The organism is Leisingera sp. SA215, from assembly GCF_055902035.1.
In genome coordinates this window covers 674,977-696,887 of the sequence record NZ_JBVVXU010000001.1, presented here as the reverse complement: position 1 = coordinate 696,887, position 21,911 = coordinate 674,977, and the positions used below count along the sequence as shown (strand labels likewise).

General features: G+C 64.0%; 21 protein-coding genes. 9 read left to right on the top strand and 12 right to left on the bottom strand.

Annotated features, from left to right (window positions below):
* Positions 1–51: 51 nt before the first annotated feature.
* On the bottom strand, positions 52–867 hold the full coding sequence (mazG, locus tag AC0KW6_RS03320) for a nucleoside triphosphate pyrophosphohydrolase (RefSeq protein ID WP_474034068.1): 816 nt from the start codon (positions 865–867) through the stop codon (positions 52–54).
* 64 nt (positions 868–931) lie between these two features.
* Between mazG and AC0KW6_RS03315 the strand changes: the two genes are divergently transcribed.
* The 3 genes from AC0KW6_RS03315 to AC0KW6_RS03305 all read left to right on the top strand — a co-directional run bounded on the left by AC0KW6_RS03315 (position 932) and on the right by AC0KW6_RS03305 (position 3,823).
* Positions 932–2,098: a M20 aminoacylase family protein gene (locus tag AC0KW6_RS03315; RefSeq protein ID WP_474034067.1), complete on the top strand. Its 1,167-nt coding sequence runs from the start codon at positions 932–934 to the stop codon at positions 2,096–2,098.
* A gap of 261 nt (positions 2,099–2,359) precedes the next feature.
* Positions 2,360–3,307, top strand: a complete 948-nt coding sequence (speB, locus tag AC0KW6_RS03310) for an agmatinase (RefSeq protein ID WP_474034066.1) — start codon at positions 2,360–2,362, stop codon at positions 3,305–3,307.
* A 72-nt stretch (positions 3,308–3,379) separates the two neighbouring features.
* Entirely contained in the window at positions 3,380–3,823 is a 444-nt protein-coding gene (locus tag AC0KW6_RS03305) for a DUF1499 domain-containing protein (RefSeq protein WP_323782957.1), read from the top strand.
* 250 nt (positions 3,824–4,073) lie between these two features.
* On the opposite strand, the gene AC0KW6_RS03300 is transcribed toward AC0KW6_RS03305, so the two are convergent.
* Positions 4,074–4,373: a hypothetical protein gene (locus AC0KW6_RS03300; protein ID WP_323782960.1), complete on the bottom strand. Its 300-nt coding sequence runs from the start codon at positions 4,371–4,373 to the stop codon at positions 4,074–4,076.
* Positions 4,374–4,433: 60 nt separating this feature from the next.
* On the opposite strand from AC0KW6_RS03300, the gene prfA reads away from it, so the two are divergent.
* The 3 genes from prfA (at position 4,434) to AC0KW6_RS03285 (ending at position 7,239) form a co-directional block, all read left to right on the top strand.
* Positions 4,434–5,489 (top strand): peptide chain release factor 1, encoded by a 1,056-nt coding sequence (prfA, locus tag AC0KW6_RS03295; protein WP_474034065.1) that lies wholly within the window; start codon positions 4,434–4,436, stop codon positions 5,487–5,489.
* A gap of 2 nt (positions 5,490–5,491) precedes the next feature.
* Positions 5,492–6,343, top strand: a complete 852-nt coding sequence (prmC, locus tag AC0KW6_RS03290; protein WP_474034064.1) for a peptide chain release factor N(5)-glutamine methyltransferase — start codon at positions 5,492–5,494, stop codon at positions 6,341–6,343.
* 212 nt (positions 6,344–6,555) lie between these two features.
* Complete coding sequence (locus AC0KW6_RS03285; RefSeq protein WP_323782967.1) at positions 6,556–7,239, top strand: DUF4167 domain-containing protein; 684 nt, start codon at positions 6,556–6,558, stop codon at positions 7,237–7,239.
* 107 nt (positions 7,240–7,346) lie between these two features.
* Here the strand turns inward: AC0KW6_RS03285 and AC0KW6_RS03280 are convergent, their stop codons facing one another.
* The 7 genes from AC0KW6_RS03280 to lptF form a co-directional block, all read right to left on the bottom strand.
* Positions 7,347–8,114, bottom strand: a complete 768-nt coding sequence (locus AC0KW6_RS03280) for a pyridoxine 5'-phosphate synthase (protein ID WP_323782970.1) — start codon at positions 8,112–8,114, stop codon at positions 7,347–7,349.
* Positions 8,115–8,149: 35 nt separating this feature from the next.
* Complete coding sequence (gene rsmA, locus AC0KW6_RS03275) at positions 8,150–8,992, bottom strand: 16S rRNA (adenine(1518)-N(6)/adenine(1519)-N(6))-dimethyltransferase RsmA (RefSeq protein WP_474034063.1); 843 nt, start codon at positions 8,990–8,992, stop codon at positions 8,150–8,152.
* Between the two features lie 84 nt (positions 8,993–9,076).
* Positions 9,077–10,048, bottom strand: coding sequence for a 4-hydroxythreonine-4-phosphate dehydrogenase PdxA (gene pdxA / locus AC0KW6_RS03270; protein WP_474034062.1), 972 nt, complete (start codon positions 10,046–10,048; stop codon positions 9,077–9,079).
* Positions 10,045–11,304, bottom strand: coding sequence for a peptidylprolyl isomerase (locus tag AC0KW6_RS03265; protein ID WP_323779446.1), 1,260 nt, complete (start codon positions 11,302–11,304; stop codon positions 10,045–10,047). The genes pdxA and AC0KW6_RS03265 overlap by 4 nt, the downstream gene beginning before the upstream one ends.
* Positions 11,289–13,469, bottom strand: a complete 2,181-nt coding sequence (locus AC0KW6_RS03260; protein WP_474034060.1) for an LPS-assembly protein LptD — start codon at positions 13,467–13,469, stop codon at positions 11,289–11,291. The genes AC0KW6_RS03265 and AC0KW6_RS03260 overlap by 16 nt, the downstream gene beginning before the upstream one ends.
* Positions 13,453–14,556: an LPS export ABC transporter permease LptG gene (lptG, locus tag AC0KW6_RS03255; RefSeq protein ID WP_474034059.1), complete on the bottom strand. Its 1,104-nt coding sequence runs from the start codon at positions 14,554–14,556 to the stop codon at positions 13,453–13,455. Before lptG ends, AC0KW6_RS03260 begins: the two co-directional genes overlap by 17 nt.
* Positions 14,553–15,671: an LPS export ABC transporter permease LptF gene (gene lptF / locus AC0KW6_RS03250; protein ID WP_323779451.1), complete on the bottom strand. Its 1,119-nt coding sequence runs from the start codon at positions 15,669–15,671 to the stop codon at positions 14,553–14,555. The genes lptG and lptF overlap by 4 nt, the downstream gene beginning before the upstream one ends.
* A 195-nt stretch (positions 15,672–15,866) precedes the next feature.
* Between lptF and AC0KW6_RS03245 the strand changes: the two genes are divergently transcribed.
* From AC0KW6_RS03245 to AC0KW6_RS03235, 3 genes are all read left to right on the top strand, one after another.
* On the top strand, positions 15,867–17,342 hold the full coding sequence (locus tag AC0KW6_RS03245; RefSeq protein WP_474034058.1) for a leucyl aminopeptidase: 1,476 nt from the start codon (positions 15,867–15,869) through the stop codon (positions 17,340–17,342).
* Positions 17,343–17,348: 6 nt separating this feature from the next.
* Positions 17,349–17,807, top strand: coding sequence for a DNA polymerase III subunit chi (locus AC0KW6_RS03240; RefSeq protein ID WP_323779437.1), 459 nt, complete (start codon positions 17,349–17,351; stop codon positions 17,805–17,807).
* 159 nt (positions 17,808–17,966) lie between these two features.
* Positions 17,967–18,518: a CHAP domain-containing protein gene (locus tag AC0KW6_RS03235; RefSeq protein ID WP_474034057.1), complete on the top strand. Its 552-nt coding sequence runs from the start codon at positions 17,967–17,969 to the stop codon at positions 18,516–18,518.
* A 139-nt stretch (positions 18,519–18,657) separates the two neighbouring features.
* On the opposite strand, the gene AC0KW6_RS03230 is transcribed toward AC0KW6_RS03235, so the two are convergent.
* Genes AC0KW6_RS03230 through AC0KW6_RS03220 form a run of 3 tightly spaced genes read right to left on the bottom strand, consistent with a single transcriptional unit; the run spans position 18,658 to position 21,748 of the window.
* A complete protein-coding gene (locus AC0KW6_RS03230; RefSeq protein ID WP_323779434.1) occupies positions 18,658–19,239 on the bottom strand; it encodes a retropepsin-like aspartic protease family protein in 582 nt (193 codons plus the stop codon).
* A 44-nt stretch (positions 19,240–19,283) separates the two neighbouring features.
* The gene (locus AC0KW6_RS03225; RefSeq protein WP_323779432.1) at positions 19,284–19,904 is read right to left on the bottom strand and encodes a MarC family protein; all 621 of its coding nucleotides are present in this window, start codon (positions 19,902–19,904) and stop codon (positions 19,284–19,286) included.
* The gene (locus tag AC0KW6_RS03220) at positions 19,901–21,748 is read right to left on the bottom strand and encodes an ABC-F family ATP-binding cassette domain-containing protein (protein ID WP_474034056.1); all 1,848 of its coding nucleotides are present in this window, start codon (positions 21,746–21,748) and stop codon (positions 19,901–19,903) included. The genes AC0KW6_RS03225 and AC0KW6_RS03220 overlap by 4 nt, the downstream gene beginning before the upstream one ends.
* Positions 21,749–21,911: the final 163 nt, after the last annotated feature.

Genomic DNA, 21,911 nt, shown 5'->3' with positions numbered 1-21,911 from the left:
GCCGCCAGGCCAATTTGAGTATTTTGGGAAAGAAGAAGGTGCAGGGTGCGTCTAGGCGCGCTCGTCTGCCTTTACGTCGTCCCAGAGGGCGTCCATTTCGGCGAGGTCGCTGTCTTCCGGGCGTTTGCCGCGGGCGGCAAGTTTGGCTTCGACGCCTTCGAACCGGCGGGTGAATTTGGCGTTGGCGGCGCGCAGGGCGGCTTCGGGCTCAACTCCCATGTGGCGGCCCAGGTTGGCCATCACAAACAGCAGGTCTCCGAATTCCTCCTCTACTTCGGCATGGGAGAGCGTGTCGCGGGCTTCGACCAGCTCGGCGCATTCTTCGGTGATTTTGGCGATGACGTTGTCCGCAGAGGGCCAGTCAAAGCCGACGCGGGCGGCGCGTTGCTGCAGCTTATAGGCGCGCAGCAGGGCGGGCAGGCCGATGGCGACACCGTCCAGGGTGCCGGTCTCGGCTTTGCCTGCGCGTTCAGCCGCTTTGATCGCCTCCCAGTCCTGTGTCTGCTGTTCCGCGGATTTTTCGCGGGATTCATTGCCGAACACATGCGGGTGGCGCGAGACCATCTTGTTCGACATGGTGGTGACCACGTCCTGAAAGGTGAAATGGCCTGCTTCCTCGGCCATCCGGGCGTGGAAGACGGATTGGAACAGCAGGTCGCCCAGTTCCCCCTTCAGCTCATCCCAGGCTTGACGGTCGATCGCGTCGGCAACTTCGTAAGCTTCTTCAATGGTATAGGGGGCGATGCTGGCGAAATCCTGTTCGATGTCCCAGGGGCAGCCGGTTTTCGGGTGGCGCAGGCGCGCCATGATTTCCAGCAGGCGTTCGATGCCTGCGGTTTCGTCGCGGATCAGATCGGTATCGGGCATTGCGGCGGCTCTTGTTCCAGTGTCAGATGCATCAATCCCGAGTCTGGTGCAGGAGTCCACCCCAATGCCCGTTGTGAACCGTATTGCCGGCTACGCCGAAGAGATGAAGGCCTGGCGGCGGCATCTGCATCAGATCCCCGAGCTGGCGCTGGATCTGCCCAAGACAGCCGCCTTTGTGGCGGAGCGGCTGCGCGAATTCGGGGTGGACGAACTGCATGAAGGCATTGCCCGAACCGGCATGGTGGCGATCATCAACGGGCGCGGGGAGGGTCCCACCATCGGCTTGCGCGCTGATATGGATGCGCTGCCGATCCCGGAGGAAACCGGGGTGGATTACGCCTCCGGGCACAAGGGCACCATGCATGCCTGCGGCCATGACGGCCATACCGCGATGCTGCTTGGGGCCGCGAAATACCTGGCGGAGACGCGCAATTTCAAGGGCCGGGCGGCGCTGATATTCCAGCCCGCCGAGGAGGCGATCGGCGGTGCGCGTATCATGGTCGAAGAAGGTATGATGGAGCGCTTTGATATCGGTGAAGTCTATGCGCTGCACAATGCGCCGGGCTTGCCGGAGGGGCATTTCCTGACCACGCCGGGCGCGCTGATGGCGGCGGTGGATACATTCCACATCCATATTCAGGGTGTCGGCGGCCATGGCGCCATGCCGCAAGAGACCCGCGATCCGGTAATGGCGGCCTGCGGCATGGCGCAGGCGATCCAGACCATTGTGTCGCGCAACCATCATACGCTGGAGGATCTGGTGGTCTCGGTCACCCAGATCCACACTGGCAGCACCGATAACGTGATCCCGGACACCGCCTATATCAATGGTACCGTGCGCACCTTTAACCCGGAGGTGCAGAAGATGGTGAGGCGGCGGATGAAGGAAATCGTGGCAGGGCAGGCCGCCAGTTACGGCGTCGAGGCGGAACTGGACTATGAGATCGGCTATCCGGCCACCATCAATGATGCGGAGAAGACCGCATTTGCGGTGGACGTTGCCAAGGAAATCGCGGGCGAGGGCCATGTGGTGCCGGACGGCGGCCGCGAGATGGGGGCGGAGGATTTCGCTTATATGCTGCAGGCGCGGCCCGGGTCCTATCTGTTTCTGGGGCAGGGCGGCACCGCGGGGCTGCATCATCCCAAATATGATTTCAACGACGGGATTGCACCTGTGGGGGCATCGTTTTTTGCCCGTCTGGTGGAGCGGGCGCAGCCGCTGGGCAGCTAGTGGTAGCGGCGCCGTTGCCGGCCCCGCGCACTGGCGGCTTCCGGCCGGCCCCTGGGTCCGCGGAAAGGGGCGCTGGATCAAGGCGCTGGCGGTTGCCCGCGGGAGCAGCCGGCCCGCCGCGGGGTGGTGCCGGCACAACGGTCGGCCACGGTGTTGCGGCGCAGGTCTCTCTGCTCTTTGACACCGGTGGCGCAACTGCTATTGCCGGGGCACATGCGGCGGCGGAAATCATCTGCCCTCTGGGCTGGAACATGAGAGACAATGACTGACTTCAATCAACCGATCAGCGGCAATGACCTGGCGCGGTTCTCCGGGCCCAACACTTTCATGCGGCTGCCGCAGGCAACCTCGCTGAGCGGTTTGGATGTTGCCGTGCTGGGCGTGCCGATGGACATTGGCACCTCCTGGCGGTCGGGCACCCGGTTCGGTCCCAAGCAGATCCGTGCCGAAAGCGCGATGCTGCGGCCATACAACATGGCCACGGGGGCTGCGCCGTTTGACAGTCTGAATATCGGCGATATCGGCGATCTGGCGATCAACACGTTTTCGCTGCCGGACTCGCTGCGCATCATTCAGGAAAGCTATGAGGCGATCCTGTCCGGCGGGGTGATCCCGGCGGCGATGGGCGGCGATCATTCGATCACCCTGCCGATCCTGCGCGCGATTGCCAAGAAATACGGCCCCGTGGCGCTGGTGCATGTGGACGCCCATGCGGATGTGAATGACGAGATGTTCGGCGAGCGCGAGACCCATGGCACCGTGTTCCGCCGTGCCTTTGAGGAAGGGCTGATTGTTCCGGACAAGACCTATCAGATCGGTATCCGCGGCACGGGTTATGCGGCCAGCGATTTTACCGAGGCGCAAAGCTGGGGCTTTCAGCATTTCCCGGCGCAGGAATTGTGGGGGCGGCAGCTGCATCAGATGGGGGCGGAAATTCGCCGCGACATCGGCAATAGGCCGGTCTATGTGTCTTATGATATCGATAGTCTTGATCCGGCCTATGCGCCGGGCACCGGCACGCCGGAAATCGGCGGGCTGACCACGCCGCAGGCGTTGGAGCTGATCCGGTCTCTGAAGGGGGTGAACATCGTGGGCTGCGACCTGGTGGAGGTCTCGCCGCCGTATGATCCCTCGGGCAACACCGCTTTGGTGGGGGCCAGCCTGCTGTATGAGCTGCTGTGCGTGCTGCCGGGGGTGACGACAAAATAAGCGGTGCGGCCTGAATGTCAGGCCGGGGGAGGGCCGCAGAGGGAGGAGGCAAGGGTTGATCTTGAAACCGCAATGAGGCGGCTGATGCTGTTTTCCTGGCTGATATTGGCGGCGGGCATTGCCGGCCTGGGGTTCATCCGGCTGGCGCCAAGCGACCCGCTGGATTGGAACACCCAGCCGGAGTTCACCGAGGACAAGGAGTTCCGCGGCGGTGTGTTCCGGGTGGTGCGCAGCGGTCCGGACGGGCTGGAGCGGTTCCACCGCATTGCCAGTCATGCCCCGCGCACCAGCGTGCTGGCGGGCGGGCCGGATGACGGGATGGTCACCTATATCACCCGCACCCAGGTGCTGGGGTTTCCTGATTACACCACGGCAGCGCAGGACGGCGATCTGCTGAAGGTCTATGCCCGGTTGCGGTTTGGCAGGTCGGATCTGGGCGCCAACAAGGAGCGGATCAACGGCTGGCTGGCGGAGATGGAAACCGGGGAGCCGCAGGCCGCGTCCACCGGGGAATAGGGGGACGGGGGCTCCCGCCTGTTCGCAGGCTTTTGTAAAGCCTCCCACAGTTGGGCCGGGCGCCGCGCTGGCGCGCGGCGCAGGCTCTTCCGCCGGTGCCGGAAGAGCCATGTTTTCACTGAGAAGCGTTTTAAGGGGTGAGACCCGGGTGGAGGTAAGAGAAGGCACTGGCTGCACAGTTCTGTAAAGGCGTCTTTACTGGACATCCGCGTCCTTGTTGCAGGGGCAGCCAGGCAGATGGCCGGGCGGCTCAGAGCGGAGCCAGCTCTGATGGGGCCGCTGAAGAACCGGTTGCCGGCCCCAGAGATGCCGACAGGCAACTGTTTTGCACTTCGCGCCACATCGGCACGTTCAAGGACATTTGGCATTGCGCCATGAACATGCGGCCGTCCACCTGCAGGCAGCGCAACTCCCCCAGTTCCACGCGGGAGCCGGATTTGTCGGTGCAGTAGCAGTCTATGGTTTTGCCGCCCGGTCCGGTCACATCCGCCAGACCCGCGGCAGGCAGGTTGAGAAGGATTGTGGCAATAAGGACTCTGGCATGTGGCATGGCTCTAGCATATCACATGGGGGAGAATTGGCCAAAACATGAACAAGAATAGGCGCGCCCATGGTCCCCGAAGAGCGGCTGGAACAGATCCTGCAGCGGTTTCAATATCTAGAAGCCGCTATGGCGGATGGCGCCGGCGGCGGGGATATTGCAGCGCTGGCCAAGGAGTATTCCGACCTGCGTCCGGTGGCGGAGCAGATCAGCGCCTACCGCAAGCTTCTGCGTGATCTTGAGGAGGCCGAGCTGATGCTGGGCGATCCGGACATGAAGGATCTGGCGGAGGAAGAGATCCCGGGCCTGAAGGCGGCAATTCCTGAGGCTGGGCAGGCCCTGCAGCTGGCGCTGTTGCCGAAGGATGCCGCAGATGGCCGCCCGGCGATTCTGGAGATCCGGCCCGGCACTGGCGGCGATGAGGCGGCGCTGTTTGCCGGCGATCTGCTGCGGATGTACCAGCGTTATGCCGAAGGGCAGGGCTGGAAAGTCGAGATCATCGAGGAGCAGGCGACCGAGCTGGGCGGCATCAAGGAAGTGGTGGCGCATATCAAGGGCGAGAATGTCTTTGCCCGGCTGAAGTATGAATCCGGCGTGCACCGGGTCCAGCGGGTTCCAACGACCGAAAGCGGCGGCCGCATTCACACCTCGGCTGCCACCGTGGCGGTGCTGCCGGAGGCTGAGGATGTGGACATTCATATCGATGCAAACGACATCAGGATCGACACCATGCGGGCCTCGGGGGCGGGGGGGCAGCATGTGAACACCACCGACTCGGCTGTCCGTATCACGCATCTGCCGACCGGTCTGATCGTCACGTCGTCAGAGAAATCCCAGCACCGCAACCGCGAGATTGCCATGCAGGTTCTGAAAACCCGGCTGTATGACCTGGAACGGCAGCGGATCGACAGCGCGCGGTCTGCGGACCGGGCAAGCCAGGTGGGGTCGGGCGACCGGTCGGAACGCATCCGCACCTATAATTTTCCGCAAGGGCGGATGACCGATCACCGCATCAACCTGACGCTGTACAAACTGGACCAGGTGATGGGCGGTGATCTGGATGAGATCATCGACGCGCTGACAGCGGACAATCAGGCGCGGCTTCTGGCCGAGATGGGGCAGTGATGATGACAGAGACCGCAGCGCAGGCAATGGCGGCAGCGACGGCCCGGCTGCGTGCGGCCGGCGTGCAGGACCCGGCGCGCGACGCGCGGGTGCTGCTGGCCCATGCAGCGCGGATCGAAGCCAGCCGGGTGACGCTTATCGCGCCTGAGGAGCTGGCGCCGGAAGTGGCTGAACGCTATGAGCAGCTGATTGCCCTGCGCGCTGTCCGGGTGCCGGTGTCGCATCTGGTCGGCGAGCGGGAGTTCTATGGCCGCCGTTTCAAAGTGTCGCGTGATGTGCTGGACCCGCGCCCCGAGACCGAGATCCTGATCGAGGCGGCGCTGGCGGAGCCCTACAACCGGGTTCTGGACCTTGGCACCGGTTCCGGCTGTATCCTGGTGACGCTGCTGGCGGAGCGGCAGGAGGCCACCGGTCTGGGGGTCGATATCAGCGAGGCCGCCTGCCTTCAGGCCAGCGCCAATGCGGTGCTGCACCGGGTTGAGGCACGCGCCGATATTCAGCAGTCGGACTGGTTCGAGGCGGTTGAGGGGATGTTCGACCTGATCGTATCCAACCCGCCCTATATAGCGCTGGATGAGATGGACGGGCTGTCTGCGGAGGTGCGCGGGCATGAACCGGGCATCGCGCTGACCGATGGCGGCGACGGGCTGGGGGCCTACCGGAAGATAGCGGCGCAGGCTGCAGCGCATCTGTCGCCGGGCGGGCGGGTGCTGTTGGAAATCGGCCCGACGCAGGGGCAGGCGGTCGGTGCGCTGCTGGAAATGGCAGGGCTGAGCGGTATCGCCGTGCTGCCGGATCTGGACGGGCGGGACCGGGTGGTGCGGGCGCATTCCGCATCAAATCGCAGTTTTTAACGCTAAAACCCGTGATTTCCGATGAATTTCAAAGAAAACTCTATTGTGCCTCTTGTCTGTAGCTTCGTAACATGGTTACTCAAGAGGAGCCGCTTCAGGAGAACGCTTTCCAAGCCTTCCCGCGGCATCAAGCCCAAAAAAGCTAATGATCCGGCGCTAAGACGCGTAGAACAGGGTCTACGGCGCATTAACTCAAGGCTTACGCTAGGCATATGAGATCGTCAAAATCACGTTCACGTTCCAAGTCAAACCGGAACCGCCCCAATGGCGTCAATGTTGTCAACCGGGTGTTCGACAGCTCCGGTCCCGAAGGCAAGGTACGCGGAACCCCGCAGCAGATCATTGACAAATACAACCAGCTGGCGCGGGACGCCCAGCTGAGCAATGACCGGGTTGCGGCAGAGAATTTTCAGCAGCACGCAGAACATTACCTGCGGCTGCTCAACGAAGCACAGCGCGAGATCGACGCGCGCCGCGAGGAGCAGGAGCGGCAGAACCGCGAACGCCAGGCCGAGCGCGACCGCGAACGGGCCGAGCGGCTGGAGCGTCAGGAGCGGGAAACTGCGGCTGCCGCGGCGGCACCGCCCGCAGCCGATCCGGCAGCGGCGCCGCAGCCCGAGGTGATCGACCCGCGCGGCGACAACGGCAATGGCCAGGAGAGCGGTCTTGTGGAAACGCCGGAAAGCCAGTCCGCAGCACCTGCAGACGCCCCGGCGGAAGCACCCGCAAAAAAGGCCCCCGCCCGCAAGCCGCGCACGCGCAAGCCCGCGGCCAAGGCAGACGACGCGGCCCCGGCAAGCGAAGGCGGCGAGGCGCCTGCGCCAAAGAAACCCGCCCGCACGCGCGCCAAGCCCAAGCCAAAGGCTGAGGACGGCCCGGCGGAGGCGGCTGAGTAATCAGCGCCCGTCCTGAAAACCAAAAAAGACCCTCGGCGCTGACTGCCCGGGGGTCTTTTCCGTTTCTGCTTAGGCTTCGGGCAGCGAAAGCGCGGGTCAGGCGTGTGTCAGGCGTTATGTCCCAGCACCCGCAGATAGCGGCGGACTGCTTCGGGAAAGCCCAGCATCAGCGCATCTGCGGTCAGGGCGTGGCCGATTGAAACCTCCGCCAGATCGGGGATGGCCCGGCGCAGGGCGGCCAGGTTGTCCACGGTCAGGTCGTGGCCCGCGTTCAGCTGCAAAGCGCCAAAGCGGCGGGCCGCATCTGCCGTGGCTTTCAGCTTTTCCAGCTCGCGGGAGACTGCCACTGGCGCGGTTTCATTGGCATAGGGGCCGGTGTAGAATTCAATCCGGTCGGCCCCGGCCTGCTGCGCCAGCGCCGGGGCTGCCGGATCGGCGTCCGCGAAATAGGAGACGCGGATGCCGGCGGCCTTGAACTCTTGTGCGATGGGCAGAAGCCTCTCTCCGTCGGCGTCAAAATCCCAACCATGGTCTGAGGTGGATTGCTCTGGCGTGTCGGGCACCAGCGTCACCTGATGCGGTTTGTTTTCCAGAACCAGATCGATGAAATGGCGGGTCGGATAGCCTTCGATGTTGAACTCGGTCTGCGGGAATTCTTCGGTGATCAGGCGGGACAGGGCCGGCAGGTCGGTAAAGCGGATGTGCCGCTCGTCCGGGCGGGGGTGCACGGTGATGCCGTGGGCTCCGGCCTTCAGTATGGCGCGGGCGATGCCGATCAGATCGGGCCAAGGCACCTCGCGCCGGTTGCGCAGATAGGCAACGGCGTTGACGTTGACGGACAGAAGGGTCGGACGCGGCGTAACGGTTTGGGTCATCGGAATGTTCGGCTCCGGTAATGATGGGGAACCGCTCAGGCCCTGGCAAGCTCGCGGGCAAGCGCACAGAAGCCTTCCAGGCTCACCTGTTCGGCGCGTTCGGTGGGCGGGATGCCGGCAGCGTTGAGATGGTCCTCGATCGCCGGAGAGACGCCTTTGAGCGAAGCGCGCAGCATCTTGCGGCGCTGATTGAAGGCGGCGGCCACGACCCGCGACAGGATCGCGGCATCTGCCGGGAAACGCGGCTCAGGCAGGGCATCCAGATGCACCACGGCGCTGGAGACCTTGGGCGGCGGCGTGAAGGCGCCGGGCGGCAGCGACAGCACGATCCGCGCGTCTGCCCGCCATTGCGCCAGAAGCGCCAGCCGGCCATAGGCCTTGGAGCCGGGCTGCGCCACGATGCGTTCCGCCACTTCGCGCTGGAACATCAGGGTAAGGCTTTGCCAGAACGGCGGCCATTCCCTGGGGGTGAGCCAGCGGACCAGCAATTCGGTGCCGACGTTATAGGGCAGGTTGGCGGCGATGCGGATCGGCGGCGTCAGGTGTTCGAGCGGATCGATTTCCAGCGCGTCGCCGTTGATGACATCAAACCGGCCCGGATAGGCGTCTGCGATCTCCTGCAGCGCGGGCAGGCAGCGGCTGTCTTTCTCCACTGCCAGCACCCGGCGGGCGCCTTCGGCCAGCAGGCCGCGGGTGAGACCGCCGGGGCCGGGGCCGATTTCCAGCACGTCGCAATCTGATAGGTCGCCGGCCTGCCGCGCGATCTTGGCGGTGAGGTTCAGATCCAGCAGAAAGTTCTGGCCCAGCGATTTGCGCGCCGACAATTGATGCGTTGCGATCACTTCACGCAGAGGGGGAAGGGAGTCGATAGCGCTCATATCATCTGTACCTTGGGACAGGGCGCGGGCCGAGCGCCGGATTTTTCATGCCTCCGGCGGGAATATTTGCCGCCAGAAGAAGAATCAAGGGCTGGCAGCCATCCGCTGCGCCAGATTCAGGGCCTCGATCAGGCTGGTGGGATTGGCCCGACCGGTGCCTGCAATATCAAAAGCGGTGCCGTGATCGGGCGAAGTACGGATGAAGGGCAGGCCAAGGGTCACGTTGACGCCGCGGTCGAAATCCAGCGTCTTGATCGGGATCAGCGCTTGGTCGTGATACATGCAGACCGCCGCGTCATAGCGGGCGCGGGCGGCGGCGTGGAACATCGTGTCGGCGGGGTGCGGGCCGGTGACAGCCAGCCCTTCGCCTTGCATCTGGGTGATCAGGGCGTTGATCCAATCCAGTTCCTCATGGCCCATGGCGCCGCCTTCGCCGGCATGCGGGTTAAGCCCGGCGACGGCGATGCGGGGCGCGGCGATGCCGAACTGGCTGCGCAGTCCCGCGGCGGTGATTTCGATGGTCTCGTGCAGCAGCTCGGGGGTCAGAGCCTTGGGGACTTCGGACAGAGCGATGTGGATGGTGGCGGGCACGACCCGCAACCGGTCGCTGGCCAGCATCATCACCACCCGGCTGCGGCCCGCGAGTGCGGCCAGGAATTCGGTGTGGCCGGGATAGGAAAAGCCGGCACCGTCGATCAGCGCCTTTTTGTGGATCGGGGCGGTGCAGACAGCGGCGGCTTCGCCGCTCTGGACCAGTTGGACGGCGGTTTCGATGGACCGGATGACACCGGCGGCATTGGCCGGGTCGGCAGTGCCCCTGGCCGCGCTGCCGGCGAAAGCGAGGGGCAGCACCGGAAAACTGTCTGCGCAGGCCGCGGCAGCCGCAGATGGGGCGGCGATTTCCTTGACCGGGGTGCCTTCCGGCAGGTGGCGCGGATCGCCGATCCAGAAGAACGGGCAAGAGCTGCGCAGGGCCTCCCAGGCCTTGACGGCGATTTCCGGGCCGATGCCTGCGGGCTCGCCGCAGCTGAGAGCAATCGGCCCGGGCCGGCTCATTTGATGTCGATCCGGGCGTCGGCGCGCAGCTGTTCGAGATAGCTGCCGGCCAGCGAGGCCATCCGCTGCGCCGTCAGCGCATTGGCCACGGTTTCGCGGGAGCTGTCCTCGCCCAGATCGGCGGTGCGGCCGCAGAGCATCAGCACCAACAGCGTCTGGCCGTTATTGCGGGTCAGCGCAGTAGAGGTCTCACCCGGGTCCAGTTTGGCCAGTTCCAAGGCGACATCGCCGGGGATATCAGACGGCGGCAGGCTTTGCACATCCAGAACAGAGGGATCCTGGCCCTGGGCCAGCCCATAGAAATCCTCGCAGGTGTCGATGCTGTTTACCACCTTTTGCGCCGCGGCAAGCCCCTCGGGCGTGCGGCCGCCGGGCACGTGATATGCGGCGTATTCGATCGCGGAGAAGCGCGGTGCCGCGCCTTCGACCTCTCGCACGCCGCGCATCTGGAACAGGGCTACTGCGCTTTGCAGCGGCAGTGGTTCGGAAATCTCGCCCGGCTTCAGGGCCAGTACAACCTCTTGCAGCTGCGGCGGCAGCTTGGTCAGCGGCATCCAGGGCAGGCGGCCCCCGTCGTTGCGGCTGCCTGCGGCGGAATATTGGGTGGCGGCGGCCGAGAAGCTGTCGTAGCCCTTGAGCCGGGCAACCTGTTCGATCAGCTCTTCGACCTGGGCTGCGTTCTGTTCGTTGATCGGAACGATGAATTCGCTGAGCAAAACCTGGACGCTGCCGGTTCCGGCCGACCCCATGGCGCGGTCAATCTCAACCGGAGTGGGGCGGGCGCGGGACAGGAAGCGGGCGCGGGTATATTCCCGCCAGCCCAGCCCGACCTTGGTGAAATCGCGCAGGGTTTGCGGTTCGACCCCCTGCTGCTGCAGTGCGGTCAGGAAGTCGTTCAGCGACAGGTTGGCGCGTCCGGCCAGTTCTTCCATGCCGGCGGTGATTTCGTCATCGGTCAATTCGATCCCGGCCTGTTCCAGCTCGGCGAGTTTGAGCCGGTCGTTGATCAGCTCCTCGCGGGCGGTGTCCAAAGGATCGCCGGGCACCCGCAGCGCCGACTGGAAGCGGGCGCGCTGTTCCAGCTCGTACCGGGTGATGACTTCGTCATTCACGGTGATGGCCGGGGCAAATAGGTTTTGTGCTTCCGCCGGCAGGCCGGTCCAGGAAAGCCCCGCGGCCAGCGCCAGCGCGGCTGCGGTTTTGAAAGCACGGGAGAGGAAAGGAGCCGGGAACCGGGTATTCACGTCTTGCTGCATGACCGCCTGTACTGTTTGCTGCCGCTCTTTACGGAAAATCCGCTGAGGGAAATGGTAAAGCCGAAATCTGTTGTCGGCTCAACACTTGTTGTTGAGGTATAGCGGCGGTTAACGGAAAGGTCGACCGTCACGCATTCGTTGCGGTACGCCACGCCGAGGCCAGCGCGGGTGGCACGGGCGCCGGAAATATCATAGCGCAGCCGGGCGCTGGCGGACCAGCTGGGGTTGATGTCATAGCTGCCGTCCACCCACAGTTCCGAGCTTTCCTCAGTCCGGTCCTCATCGGGGTCGGTGCCGAGCCACAGATAGGTGCCGGAGAGGCTGGAGCGGCTGGTGCGCCAGTCGCCGCGCAGTTCAGCCTTGGAAAAATTCAGCGCGCCGTTCAGCAAGCCGCGGGTGGAAAGGGCCAGCCCGTCGCCGAATTTGATCTGACCTGCCAGCAGGAAGTCGGAAGAGGTGCCGCTGAGGCCGGAGCTTTTGGTGAACCGGCTGTCGCCGTCGCTGCGCAGCACCTGGCCGGCTGTGACATAGGCCTGCCAGCCGGTGGGCGCATAACGCGCCCAGTTGGCGCCGTAGACCAGGGTCAGTCCGTCCTCGCGGGCGTCGGTGGAGGGAAACCGGGACAGCGACAAGAGATTGCCCTGGTCAAACTCGACAAAACGGCTTTCCTCGGTGACCACATTGCCTCCGCCTTCGTCGCGCCAGCCCAGCTGCAGAATCGGCTCCAGGTATTGGGTGGCGCCGCCTGCGTCGCGGCGGCTCATCGGCAGGCGTAAAGTCAGCGCGGTGCGTGGGGTCAGGCGGGTGACCTCTTCGTTGTAGACACTGTCATCATAGGCCCGGAAGGCGTCTGCTGCGGCGCCGAGTTCCCATTCCGCCAGGATGCCGGAACCCAGGCGCCAGCTGCGGCGCCAGTCGATATCGGCCGTGAGCCGTGCAAGATCGCGGCCGTTGCTGTCAGTGGCGGTGCCGTCGATGCTGGAACTGCGGCGGTGGCCATGGCCCTGCAGGGTCAGCCGCAGCTCGCCGCCGGTGAGGGCGGGATGGTGGCGGGTCTGATAAAAGGCTTCAGCAATTCCGGAAGGGATGTTTGCCTGTTGTTCGCTGAGGCGCAGGGTTTTGTAATGGGTCAGGGACGCGCGGAACAGGCTGTCGCGTTTGGCGCGGGACAGCACCGCTTCGGACCGCAGACGGTCCAGTTCCGGCAGCCCGTAGTCTTCAAGATAAGCATCGTCCGAAACCGCCTTGACGTCGAAAGTAAGCCGGAAGTCCCGCGGCAGATCGAACTGGCCTTCGCCAAAGATGTAGCCGCGGTCCTCGCCGGGAAACAGGTCGTCGCGGGTGTAGGCGCCGTTGAATTCGATCCGGCCGCGGCGGAAGGCCTGGCGGTAGCGGATGTCCAGCGTCTGGGTGCTGGAGGAGATATAGGGCGCCAGTGTCAGGTCGCGGTGCGGGCCGAGGGTGAAGAAGTAGGGCACTTTGACCCCGGTGCCGAGGTTCGAGGTGGAGCGCAGCGACGGGATCAGGAAGCCGCTGGCGCGCTCCAGGGAGGGATCCGGCAGGCGCAGCGCCGGGAAGTAGAAGACCGGGACGTCCAGAACACGCAGCTGGGCGCCCTCGAAATAAAGCTGGCGTTCCTGCTGGTCGTGGGTCACCCGCTCGGCTCGGATCTGCCAGAGCGGCGGGCGGCCGTCTTCGCAGACGTGGCAGGAGGTGACGGCGGTCTTGTACAGCTGGGTGTAACGGCCGCTGACTCGTGTCATTTGAAGCGAGGCCAGCTGCAGCTGCTGCTGGAACACCATGCGGGCGCCGGTCAAGAGGCCGTTGCGCAGGTCGCTGTCCAGCTCGGCGGCATCGGCCAGGATGGTGATATCGCCTTCCTGGTCGATACGGATCGGGCCTTCGATCTGCAGGGTGCCGGTGGTCTGGTCAAAAGTGATCTTTTCTGCGCGCAGCCGGGTGTTGCCCTGAAACGCTTCGACGTTGCCTTCGGCCACCAGGATGCGGTCGGGGGTGATGAAGACCTGATCTGCAACCAGCATTGCGGGTTGCGCAGGATCAGGCGGCGTCGCGGTCTGCGCCTGCGGGGCAGGGGCGGACAGCGCCAGCCAGGGCAGCACAGCAGAAAGAAGCAATGCGCGGCGCAAGTTACCCGTCTTCGGCATGGAGGAGCAGTCCCAAGGTCAAAAGTATCGCGGCGGCGGGCGGCGCCCAGGCGGCCAGGGCCACCGGGATTTGCCCGTTCTCTCCAAGGATTTGCGCGAAATTGCGGATGAAATAAAGCCCGAATCCCAGGAGCACCGCCATGAGCACCGCCAGCCCGGTGCCGCCGAAGCGCGCGTGCCGCATGGTAAAGGACGCCCCGACAAGCACCATGGCGATCAGAAACAGGGGGCGGGCCAGCTCTGCCTGATAGCGGACCTCATAGCGTTTGGTTGTAAAGCCTGCGGCAGACAATTCGCGGATAGTGGAGGGCAGATCGTAGATCGAGATGCCGCTGGCCGTGCCCAGCGTATCACGGATCCGGTCGGTGGTCAGTGTTGTGGGCAACCGCAGCTCGTCATGCCGGGCGGCATTGGAATCGGGGTTGATGCCTGCTGCCAGCGGCCAGGATTTGACGTTCGACAGGACCCAGTTGCTGCCGTCCAGCCGGGCGCTGTCGGCGATGATGCGGCGGACCAGGCCACCGGACTTGGTGTAGGCGTGGATCGACACGTCAAGCAAAGTGATATCCGCAGCGTCGCCGCTGTAGCCTTTGGCGTGGATGACCGCTTGCCCCCTGGCCCCGCCCTGGCGCAGCCACAGGCCTTCGCCGGACAGCGATAGCGCTGACGGTCCGCCGTTGTGATAGGTTTCGGTCAGATCCTGGTAGCGGTTGGCGGTTGCCGCCGCGATCGGGTTCAGCATGGTGACCGCCAGGGCGCCGATAGCAGCGGCCACCATTACCGGTGCCGCCAGCGCACGGATGCCGGACCGGCCGATGGCGCGGGTCACCACCAGCTCGCTGCTGCGGGCGAGGCCGACAAACAGCACGATGGTCGACAGGATCATGATCAGCGGCAGGAACTCCGACAGCGCCGCCGGGATGTTCAGCAGGGTCAGCCCCAGCAGCTGGGCCAGGCTGAGATCGATCGCCTCGAAGCGGCGGATCTGCTCATTCAGGTCGATCAGCACCACCAGCGTCATCAGAACTGCGCAGATCACCAGGAACCATTGCAGGAAGCGGCGGGCGTAATAGAAGTCCAGCTTCATGAAGGCGCCTCCGCCCGGGTCCGTTTGGGCCGGACTGACAGAACCAGGAAGATCAGCGCCACGGCCAGTCCCAGAAAGGTCGGCAGATAGATCAGCGGCCACAGGCTGGGATTTTGCAGAACCGGCTCCGAGACAATCCCGCGCAAGCCCTCGACAAAGATCAGCACAACAAAGGCCAGGAAGGCCTGGCGCCAAACGCCGAAACGCGAGAAGGTGCCCAGCATCAGGGCGGAAAACCCGATCAGGGCGACGGCCACACAGACCAGAGCACGGGCAAAGCGCAGGTGCAGTTCCTCGGCTTGGGCGCCTGCGGAATAGCCATCGCTGCGGGTGATGGCCTGGGTGCTTGTCATCAGCTCCAGGCTTGGGATCGCACGGATGTTGCGCGCCGGGTTTTCAGATCTCCGGGCGAGTGCGCTGATATCATATGAAAAATCCGAGAAGAACGTGGTCGAAAGCCGTTGTGTCTGATTGTCCAGCCGCTGCGCCATGCCGTCGACCATGATCAGATGAGCGCTGCCTTCGTCGCGCACCAGAAAGGCGCGGGCACCGGTATAGGTCAACGTGGTTGCCGGGTCGCGGCGGTCAGACAGGAAGACGTCGTTCAAGGTGCCGTCCGGGTCGATCTGGCGGATATAGAAGGTGACACCGTCTGCCGGGTGCAGGAAATCGCCCTCGCTCAGCAGCTTGGCGGTGATGTTGCGGGAGACCTCGCTTTCGCGCACCTCCAGCTGGCTGATCGAGGCCGGCAGCAGGTAGTGGGTCAGCGCCGACATCATCAGAGCGGTGATGACGCCAAAGGCCAGCGCCGGCCGCGCCATCTGCCAGGGGCTGGTGCCGGTGGCGCGCAGCACAGTCAGCTCGCTTTCGCTGTTCAGCCGGTTGGTCACCCAGACCGAGGCGCCGAAGGCGGCAATCGGCAGCACCATGCGGATGAGGTTCGGCAAGGTGAGGGCGGTGAATTCGAGGAACACCAAAGCCGACTGCCCGTTGCCGATCAGCCGGTCGAACAGCACAACAGCCCGGTTGACCCAGAACACGGCCACCAGAATCAGCGCAAAAAAGCCGAAGAAGAGCAGATATTGTGACAGCACGTATCTGTCGTAGCGTGACACCCGATCCCCCCAGACCATTGTGATTTTGCGGAACATTAGTGGATTTGGCCGGCGGGGAAAACTGCATTCTCGCAAGCGGCCTCATTCGGCGGCGGATCGCGGCTGCCGCGGGCGCAAAGGCGGGTCTGGCCAAGCGCCTCTGCGCAGGATACCTCTTACCCGAGAGCCATATGAAACCAGCAGGAGCATGCGAGAATGAGCAGCCTTACCCCGATCCGTTTTGCCGAGTACGACCCACAGGCACTGCCGGAAATGACCGGCCGCGTGGCGGTGATGGTGACGCCCGATGGCAGCATGGATCAAGCGGCGCGCACGGCCAACCGGCTGAGCAAAGGGGCAATTGCCCGGCTGATCGAATCGGATGGTTTCAAGAAGGCCAAGGCAGGGGATGTGATCTCGCTTGGCTGGCCTGCTGGCATGCAGGCCGAGGCGCTGGATGTGCTGGTTCTGCCGCGCAAGCTGACCCCGGTGGAGGCGCGCCAGGCAGGTGCCAAACTGGCCAAAGGGGCCGCAGGCAAGCGTCTGACGGTAATGGCCGGCAGTATGAACAAGGCTGCTGACCTCACACTGGGCATTGCGCTGCGAAACTATGGCTTTGACAATCATAAGACCCCTGCCGAAGACAAATCCGAAGGCGAGGTGGTGATTGCCGCGAAAGTGCCGTCCGATCTGGAAGCTGCCTGCGGACCGTTACTGGCCGTAGCGGAAGGCGTTCACATGACCCGGGATCTGGTCAATGAGCCCGCCAATGTGCTGACAACCACGGAATTCGCCCGCCGCATTGAGGAAATGAAAGACATCGGCCTTGAGGTCGAGGTCCTGGAGGAGGCGGATCTGGAAAAGCTTGGCATGCGCACGCTGCTGAGCGTCGGCCAGGGGTCTGACAGCCCCTCAAAAGTGGCGGTGATGCAGTGGAAAGGCGGCGCCGGGGATGCAGCTCCGCTGGCACTGGTCGGCAAGGGCGTGGTGTTTGATACCGGCGGTATCTCCCTGAAACCTGCAGGCGGCATGGAAGACATGACGATGGACATGGGCGGCGCCGGTGTTGTGGCCGGCACGATGAAGGCGCTGGCGCTGCGCAAAGCCAAGGCCAATGTGGTTGGTCTGGTCGGGCTGGTGGAAAACATGCCTTCGGGCAATGCCACCCGTCCGGGCGATGTGGTGAAATCGATGAAGGGCGACACGGTCGAGATCATCAACACCGACGCCGAAGGCCGTTTGGTTCTGTGCGACGTCCTGTGGTATGCGCAGGAACGGTTCAAGCCTGCCGGCGTGGTTGATCTGGCGACCCTGACCGGCGCGATCATCATCGGGCTGGGGCATGAGAATGCCGGCGTGTTCTCGAACGATGACGATCTGTGCAATGCCTTCCTTAAGGCCGCGCATTCCGAGGATGAGGGCGCCTGGCGGATGCCGTTGGGCAAAGCCTATGACGATCAGTTGAAATCGCGCATTGCCGATCTGAAAAACGTCGGCGGGCGTCCTGCGGGCTCAATCACTGCGGCGCAGTTTTTGCAGCGTTTCATTAAGGACGGCATGCCCTGGATCCATCTGGACATCGCCGGTGTGGCCGCGGTCAAGGAGGATACGGATTATGCGCCCAAAGGCGCCACCGGCTGGGGCGTGATGGCGCTGAACCGTTTGGTCGCGGATAAGTTCGAGGCGGAATAAGCATTCATGGGGGCTGCCTACTTCTATCATCTGACCCGCAGGCCGCTGGAGGAGACCCTGCCGGTCCTTCTGGGCAAGGCGCGCGGGGCGGGCTGGCGCATTGCGGTGCGCGGGCGCGACCCCCAGCGGATGGCCTGGCTGGATGACCGGTTGTGGCTGGGGCCGGAGGACAGTTTTTTGCCCCATGGCCTTGCAGGCGGCCCCCATGATGCGCTGCAGCCGGTTCTGCTTACCGTAGGACCCGAGGCAGCCAATTCCCCCAACTGTGTGATGGCGGTGGATGGCGCCGCGGTCAGCGCGGATGAGGTGCAGACGCTGAGCCGTGTCTGCATTCTGTTTGACGGCACCGATCCGGAAGCCGTGCAGCACGCCCGCAGCCAGTGGAAAACCCTGACCGATGCAGGCTGTTCCGCCCAGTACTGGTCAGAAGAAAGCGGCCGCTGGGAGAAGAAGGCCGAGAAATAGGCCGGGACACCGGCAAGTTCGCCCGCTGTATCGGCAGGATTTTGCCAATTCCCTACAGGTTTGTTTCAGTTTGGCAGGAAATGCTCGCGCCAAAGGCTCTGCCGCAGTACGTCTCCTGGTCAAAAAGATCAGAACAAAATCCAGGACACTGGGGGACAGATGAAAAAGACACCTGTGTTCCGTCGGGCGCGGCTGTTGCCGTTTGTTGGGGCGGGGCTTCTGTTGCTGGCCAATTGCGGGGATATTCAAGGCGGATCGGTGGCCCGCGCCGAGGCTGAGGCCGCGCGGCTGGAATACGCGGTTCAAGAAGTTCAGTCATTGCAATCCAGGGGGCGCCGTGTCTGGTGCGTGCCCTTTGCCCGCAACGCCAGCGGGATCGAGATCTTCGGCAATGCGAAAACCTGGTGGGCGCAGGCCAAAGGACAGTTCAGCCGCGGTCAGAAGCCGCAATCGGGTGCGGTGATGGCCTTCCGGGCGACCCGCTCCAATCCGCTGGGCCATGTTGCTGTGGTGTCCAAGGTTGAGGATCCGCGCAGGATCCGGGTCAATCACGCAAACTGGCGCCGCAACAAGGTGTCGCTGGGAATGGCGGTCATCGACGTATCGGCCGAAAACGACTGGTCCGCGGTGCGCCTGGAGAGCAATCCGGGGGCCTTCGGGCGGGTCTATCCGGTCAACGGCTTCATTCTGCCGGTACTTGACGAAGGGTGATCGTTGGGGAGCGGCGCTGCCCTCCTGGCGGTCCGGCCAATTCACTCAGGGGTATTTCGTGCAACAGAAAGAAAACGCCTCTGGCTTCTTTCTGGCCCGGAATACTGCTGCCGGAGGCCTGCGCTGCCCAGGCACCTGGTCAGCGTGTCAGCACCAATGCGCCATTGCGGATTTCGATGCTGGACCAGCGCTGCAGGTAACCCATGCCCAGCAGGGATTGCTCCAGCTCGCCCTGGTTCACCCACACGCGCACGTCTGTGTCGGTGATGCCGCCCAGCGACATTTCTTCGATCCAGACCGAGGCCGTGCGCACCTCGCCATTGGCGGTGCGGGCGCGGCCGAGATAGGCGAGGGCGTCGGTGTCGATGCCGGCACGCTTGGCATCGCGCGCGTTCAGTACAACTTCGCTGGCGCCGGTGTCGACCAGGAACGGGACGGCGGCGCCATTCACCTCCAGCGTCAGATAGTAATGCCCGTCAGGCGCGCGCGGCACTTCGACCCTCCCGGCATCCACCGCGACGCTTTGCTGCGGGCGCACGGTTTGGCGGATGTCCTCCCACAGCCCGTAGGAGGCGATCACACCCAGAAAGATGAAGCCCCAGACAGCAAACATCTGCAGGGATTTGCCGATGTTTTGGCGGTTTTGCAGAAACACCCAGAACCCGACTGCAACCAGCAGGACAACCAGATAGATGACCCGCCCGATTTCATATTCGCCCATCTGCGCACCTCCTGCATATAATGTAGGCGGGCCGGGACGTTATGCTAGCCTGCAAATCCAAAAGCACGCAGCCCGTCGAGCACGAACTGGACGGAAAGCGCCGCCAGAAGCATGCCCAGGAGACGGGTCACGACGGTGATGCCGGTCTTGCCCAGCATGCGTTCGAACAGGCCGGAAAACAGGCACATCACCAAGAGGATCGCCAGCACCGCAACCACCACGCCCATCACCATGGCAAAGCCGGCAATGCCAGGCTGCTGGCCCGCCAGCAGAATGACGGTGGCAATGGACCCGGGGCCTGCAATCAGCGGGATCGCCAGCGGGAAGATGGAGGGGTCCTCAGAATCATCCTCCTCGCTGCGGTCTTCGCGCCGCTTGTTGCGGCGTTCAAACAGCATGTCGAGCGCGGTGAGGAACAACAGCACGCCCCCCGCAATGCGGAAGGCAGGCATGGAAATTCCTGCAAAGCCGAGCACCGCCTCGCCAAACGCCGCAAACAGCGCAAGCAGAATTGCCGCAGTGATGGTGGAGCGCAGAGCAATCGCGCGCCGCTGTGCCGGCGTCATCCCCTGAGTCAGCGCCAGAAAGATCGGGGTCAGGCCGATCGGGTCAACGATGACAAACAGTGTGACAAAGGAGGTGATCAGAAACGCCGTATCGATCATTGCGCCTCTGCTTTTTCCAGTTTCTCCACCGCTTTCAGCCAAAGCTCCTCGGCGCGGTCCTGCGCCTCCATCACCTCGGCATATTTGCGCTGCCAGACAACAGCTTCGTCCTTGCGCCCGTCGTCATAGAGGGCAGGATCCGCCAGTTTCTTGGCGAGTTTGTCGCGCATCTCGCTGACTTTTTCGAGCCGGGCTTCGCCTTTGCGCACGTCGGCGCGCAGGGCCAGGATCGCGTCGCGGGTGGGGCGCTTGGGCTTTGCCGCCTTGGGCTTGCCTGCGGGTTTGTCGCGGGTCAGCAGCAGATCGCGGTAGGCCGGCAGGTCGCCCTCGAACGGTTTCACGGTGCCGCCCGACACCAGCCACAGCCGGTCTGCGACCAGGCTGAGCAGATGCATGTCGTGGCTGACCAGAATGACCGCGCCGGAATAGGCGGTCAGCGCTTCGACCAAAGCTTCGCGGCTTTCGATATCCAGGTGGTTGGTCGGCTCATCGAGGATCAGCAGATGCGGGGCGGGCAGGGTGGCCAGCAACAGCGACAGCCGCGCTTTTTGGCCGCCGGAAAGACGTCCCACCTCGGTATCAGCCTGATCCGACCCCAGGCCGAACCCGGCCAGCCGGGCGCGCAGGCGGGCCTGGCCTTCATCCGGGCGTTCGCGCTGCAAATGCTGCAGCGGGGTTTCGTCGATGTGCAGCTCATCCACCTGGTGCTGAGCAAAGAAGCCAATCCGCAGCTTGCCGGACTGGGTCATCTTGCCGGCCATCACATCCAGACGGCCTGACAGCATCTTGGACAGGGTGGACTTACCCTCGCCGTTCTTGCCCAAGAGCGCGATACGGTCGTCCTGATCGATGCGCAGATCCAGCCGGCTGAGGATCGGGGTGCCGTCGTACCCGACCGAGGCGCCCTCGGTTGCGATGATCGGCGGTGACAGCTCCTCGGGTTCGGGAAAAGTGAAAACGGTGCGCGCGGCGTCTTCGGGCGCGCGGATGGTCTCCATCTTTTCCAGCATCTTCACCCGGCTTTGCGCCTGTTTGGCTTTGCTGGCCTTGGCTTTGAACCGGTCGACAAAGGCCTGCAGATGGGCGCGGCGGGCGTCCTGTTTTTTGGCCTGGGCAGCCTGATTGGCGCGGTTGGCGGCGCGCTGGCGGGCAAACTGGTCATAGTTGCCGGAGTAATAGGTGAGGCCAAGCTCTTCGAGATGCAGAATGCCGTTCACCGAGCGGTTCAGCAGCTCGCGGTCGTGGCTGATGATGATCACTGTGTGGGGGTATTTTACCAGATAGGCTTCGAGCCATAGCGCGCCTTCAAGATCCAAATAGTTGGTCGGCTCATCAAGCAGCAGCAGATCAGGCTGGGAAAACAGCACCGCCGCAAGGGCGACGCGCATTCGCCAGCCGCCCGAATAGTCTGAGCAGGGGCGTTGCTGGGCGGCGTAGTCAAACCCGAGACCTTTGAGGATAGCGGCGGCGCGGGCCTCGGCCGACCATGCATCGATATCTGTCAGGCGGGTTTGAATTTCGGCAATCCGGGCCGGATCCTGCGCGGTCTCAGACTCGGCCATCAGTTCGGCACGTTCGGTATCTGCCGCGAGCACCGTATCGATCAGCGACACGTTTGACGATGGCGCTTCCTGCGCGATACCGCCGATCCGGGCCCGGCTGGGCAGGGAAATGGCGCCGGATTCCAGCGACAGCTCATTGCGGATCAGCCGGAACAGCGTGGTCTTGCCGGTGCCGTTACGGCCGACCAGTCCAACCTTGTGGCCAGTGGGGATCGTGGCGCTGGCGCCATCGAACAAAAGACGGCCTTCGACCGCGTAGGATATATCGCTGATACGTAACATAGGCCGAGCACTGCTGTACTGTCTGGCCCTTGTCAATGGGGCAGGCCAAGGGAAGGGCACCGGCGGCTGCTGGATGTGGCAGGGTTATTTCAAATCGGCGGGGGGACCGGCAAGGGCATAGGTCGCCGAGCCGGCAGGCTGCGCACCGCCTTTGCGGCTGCGT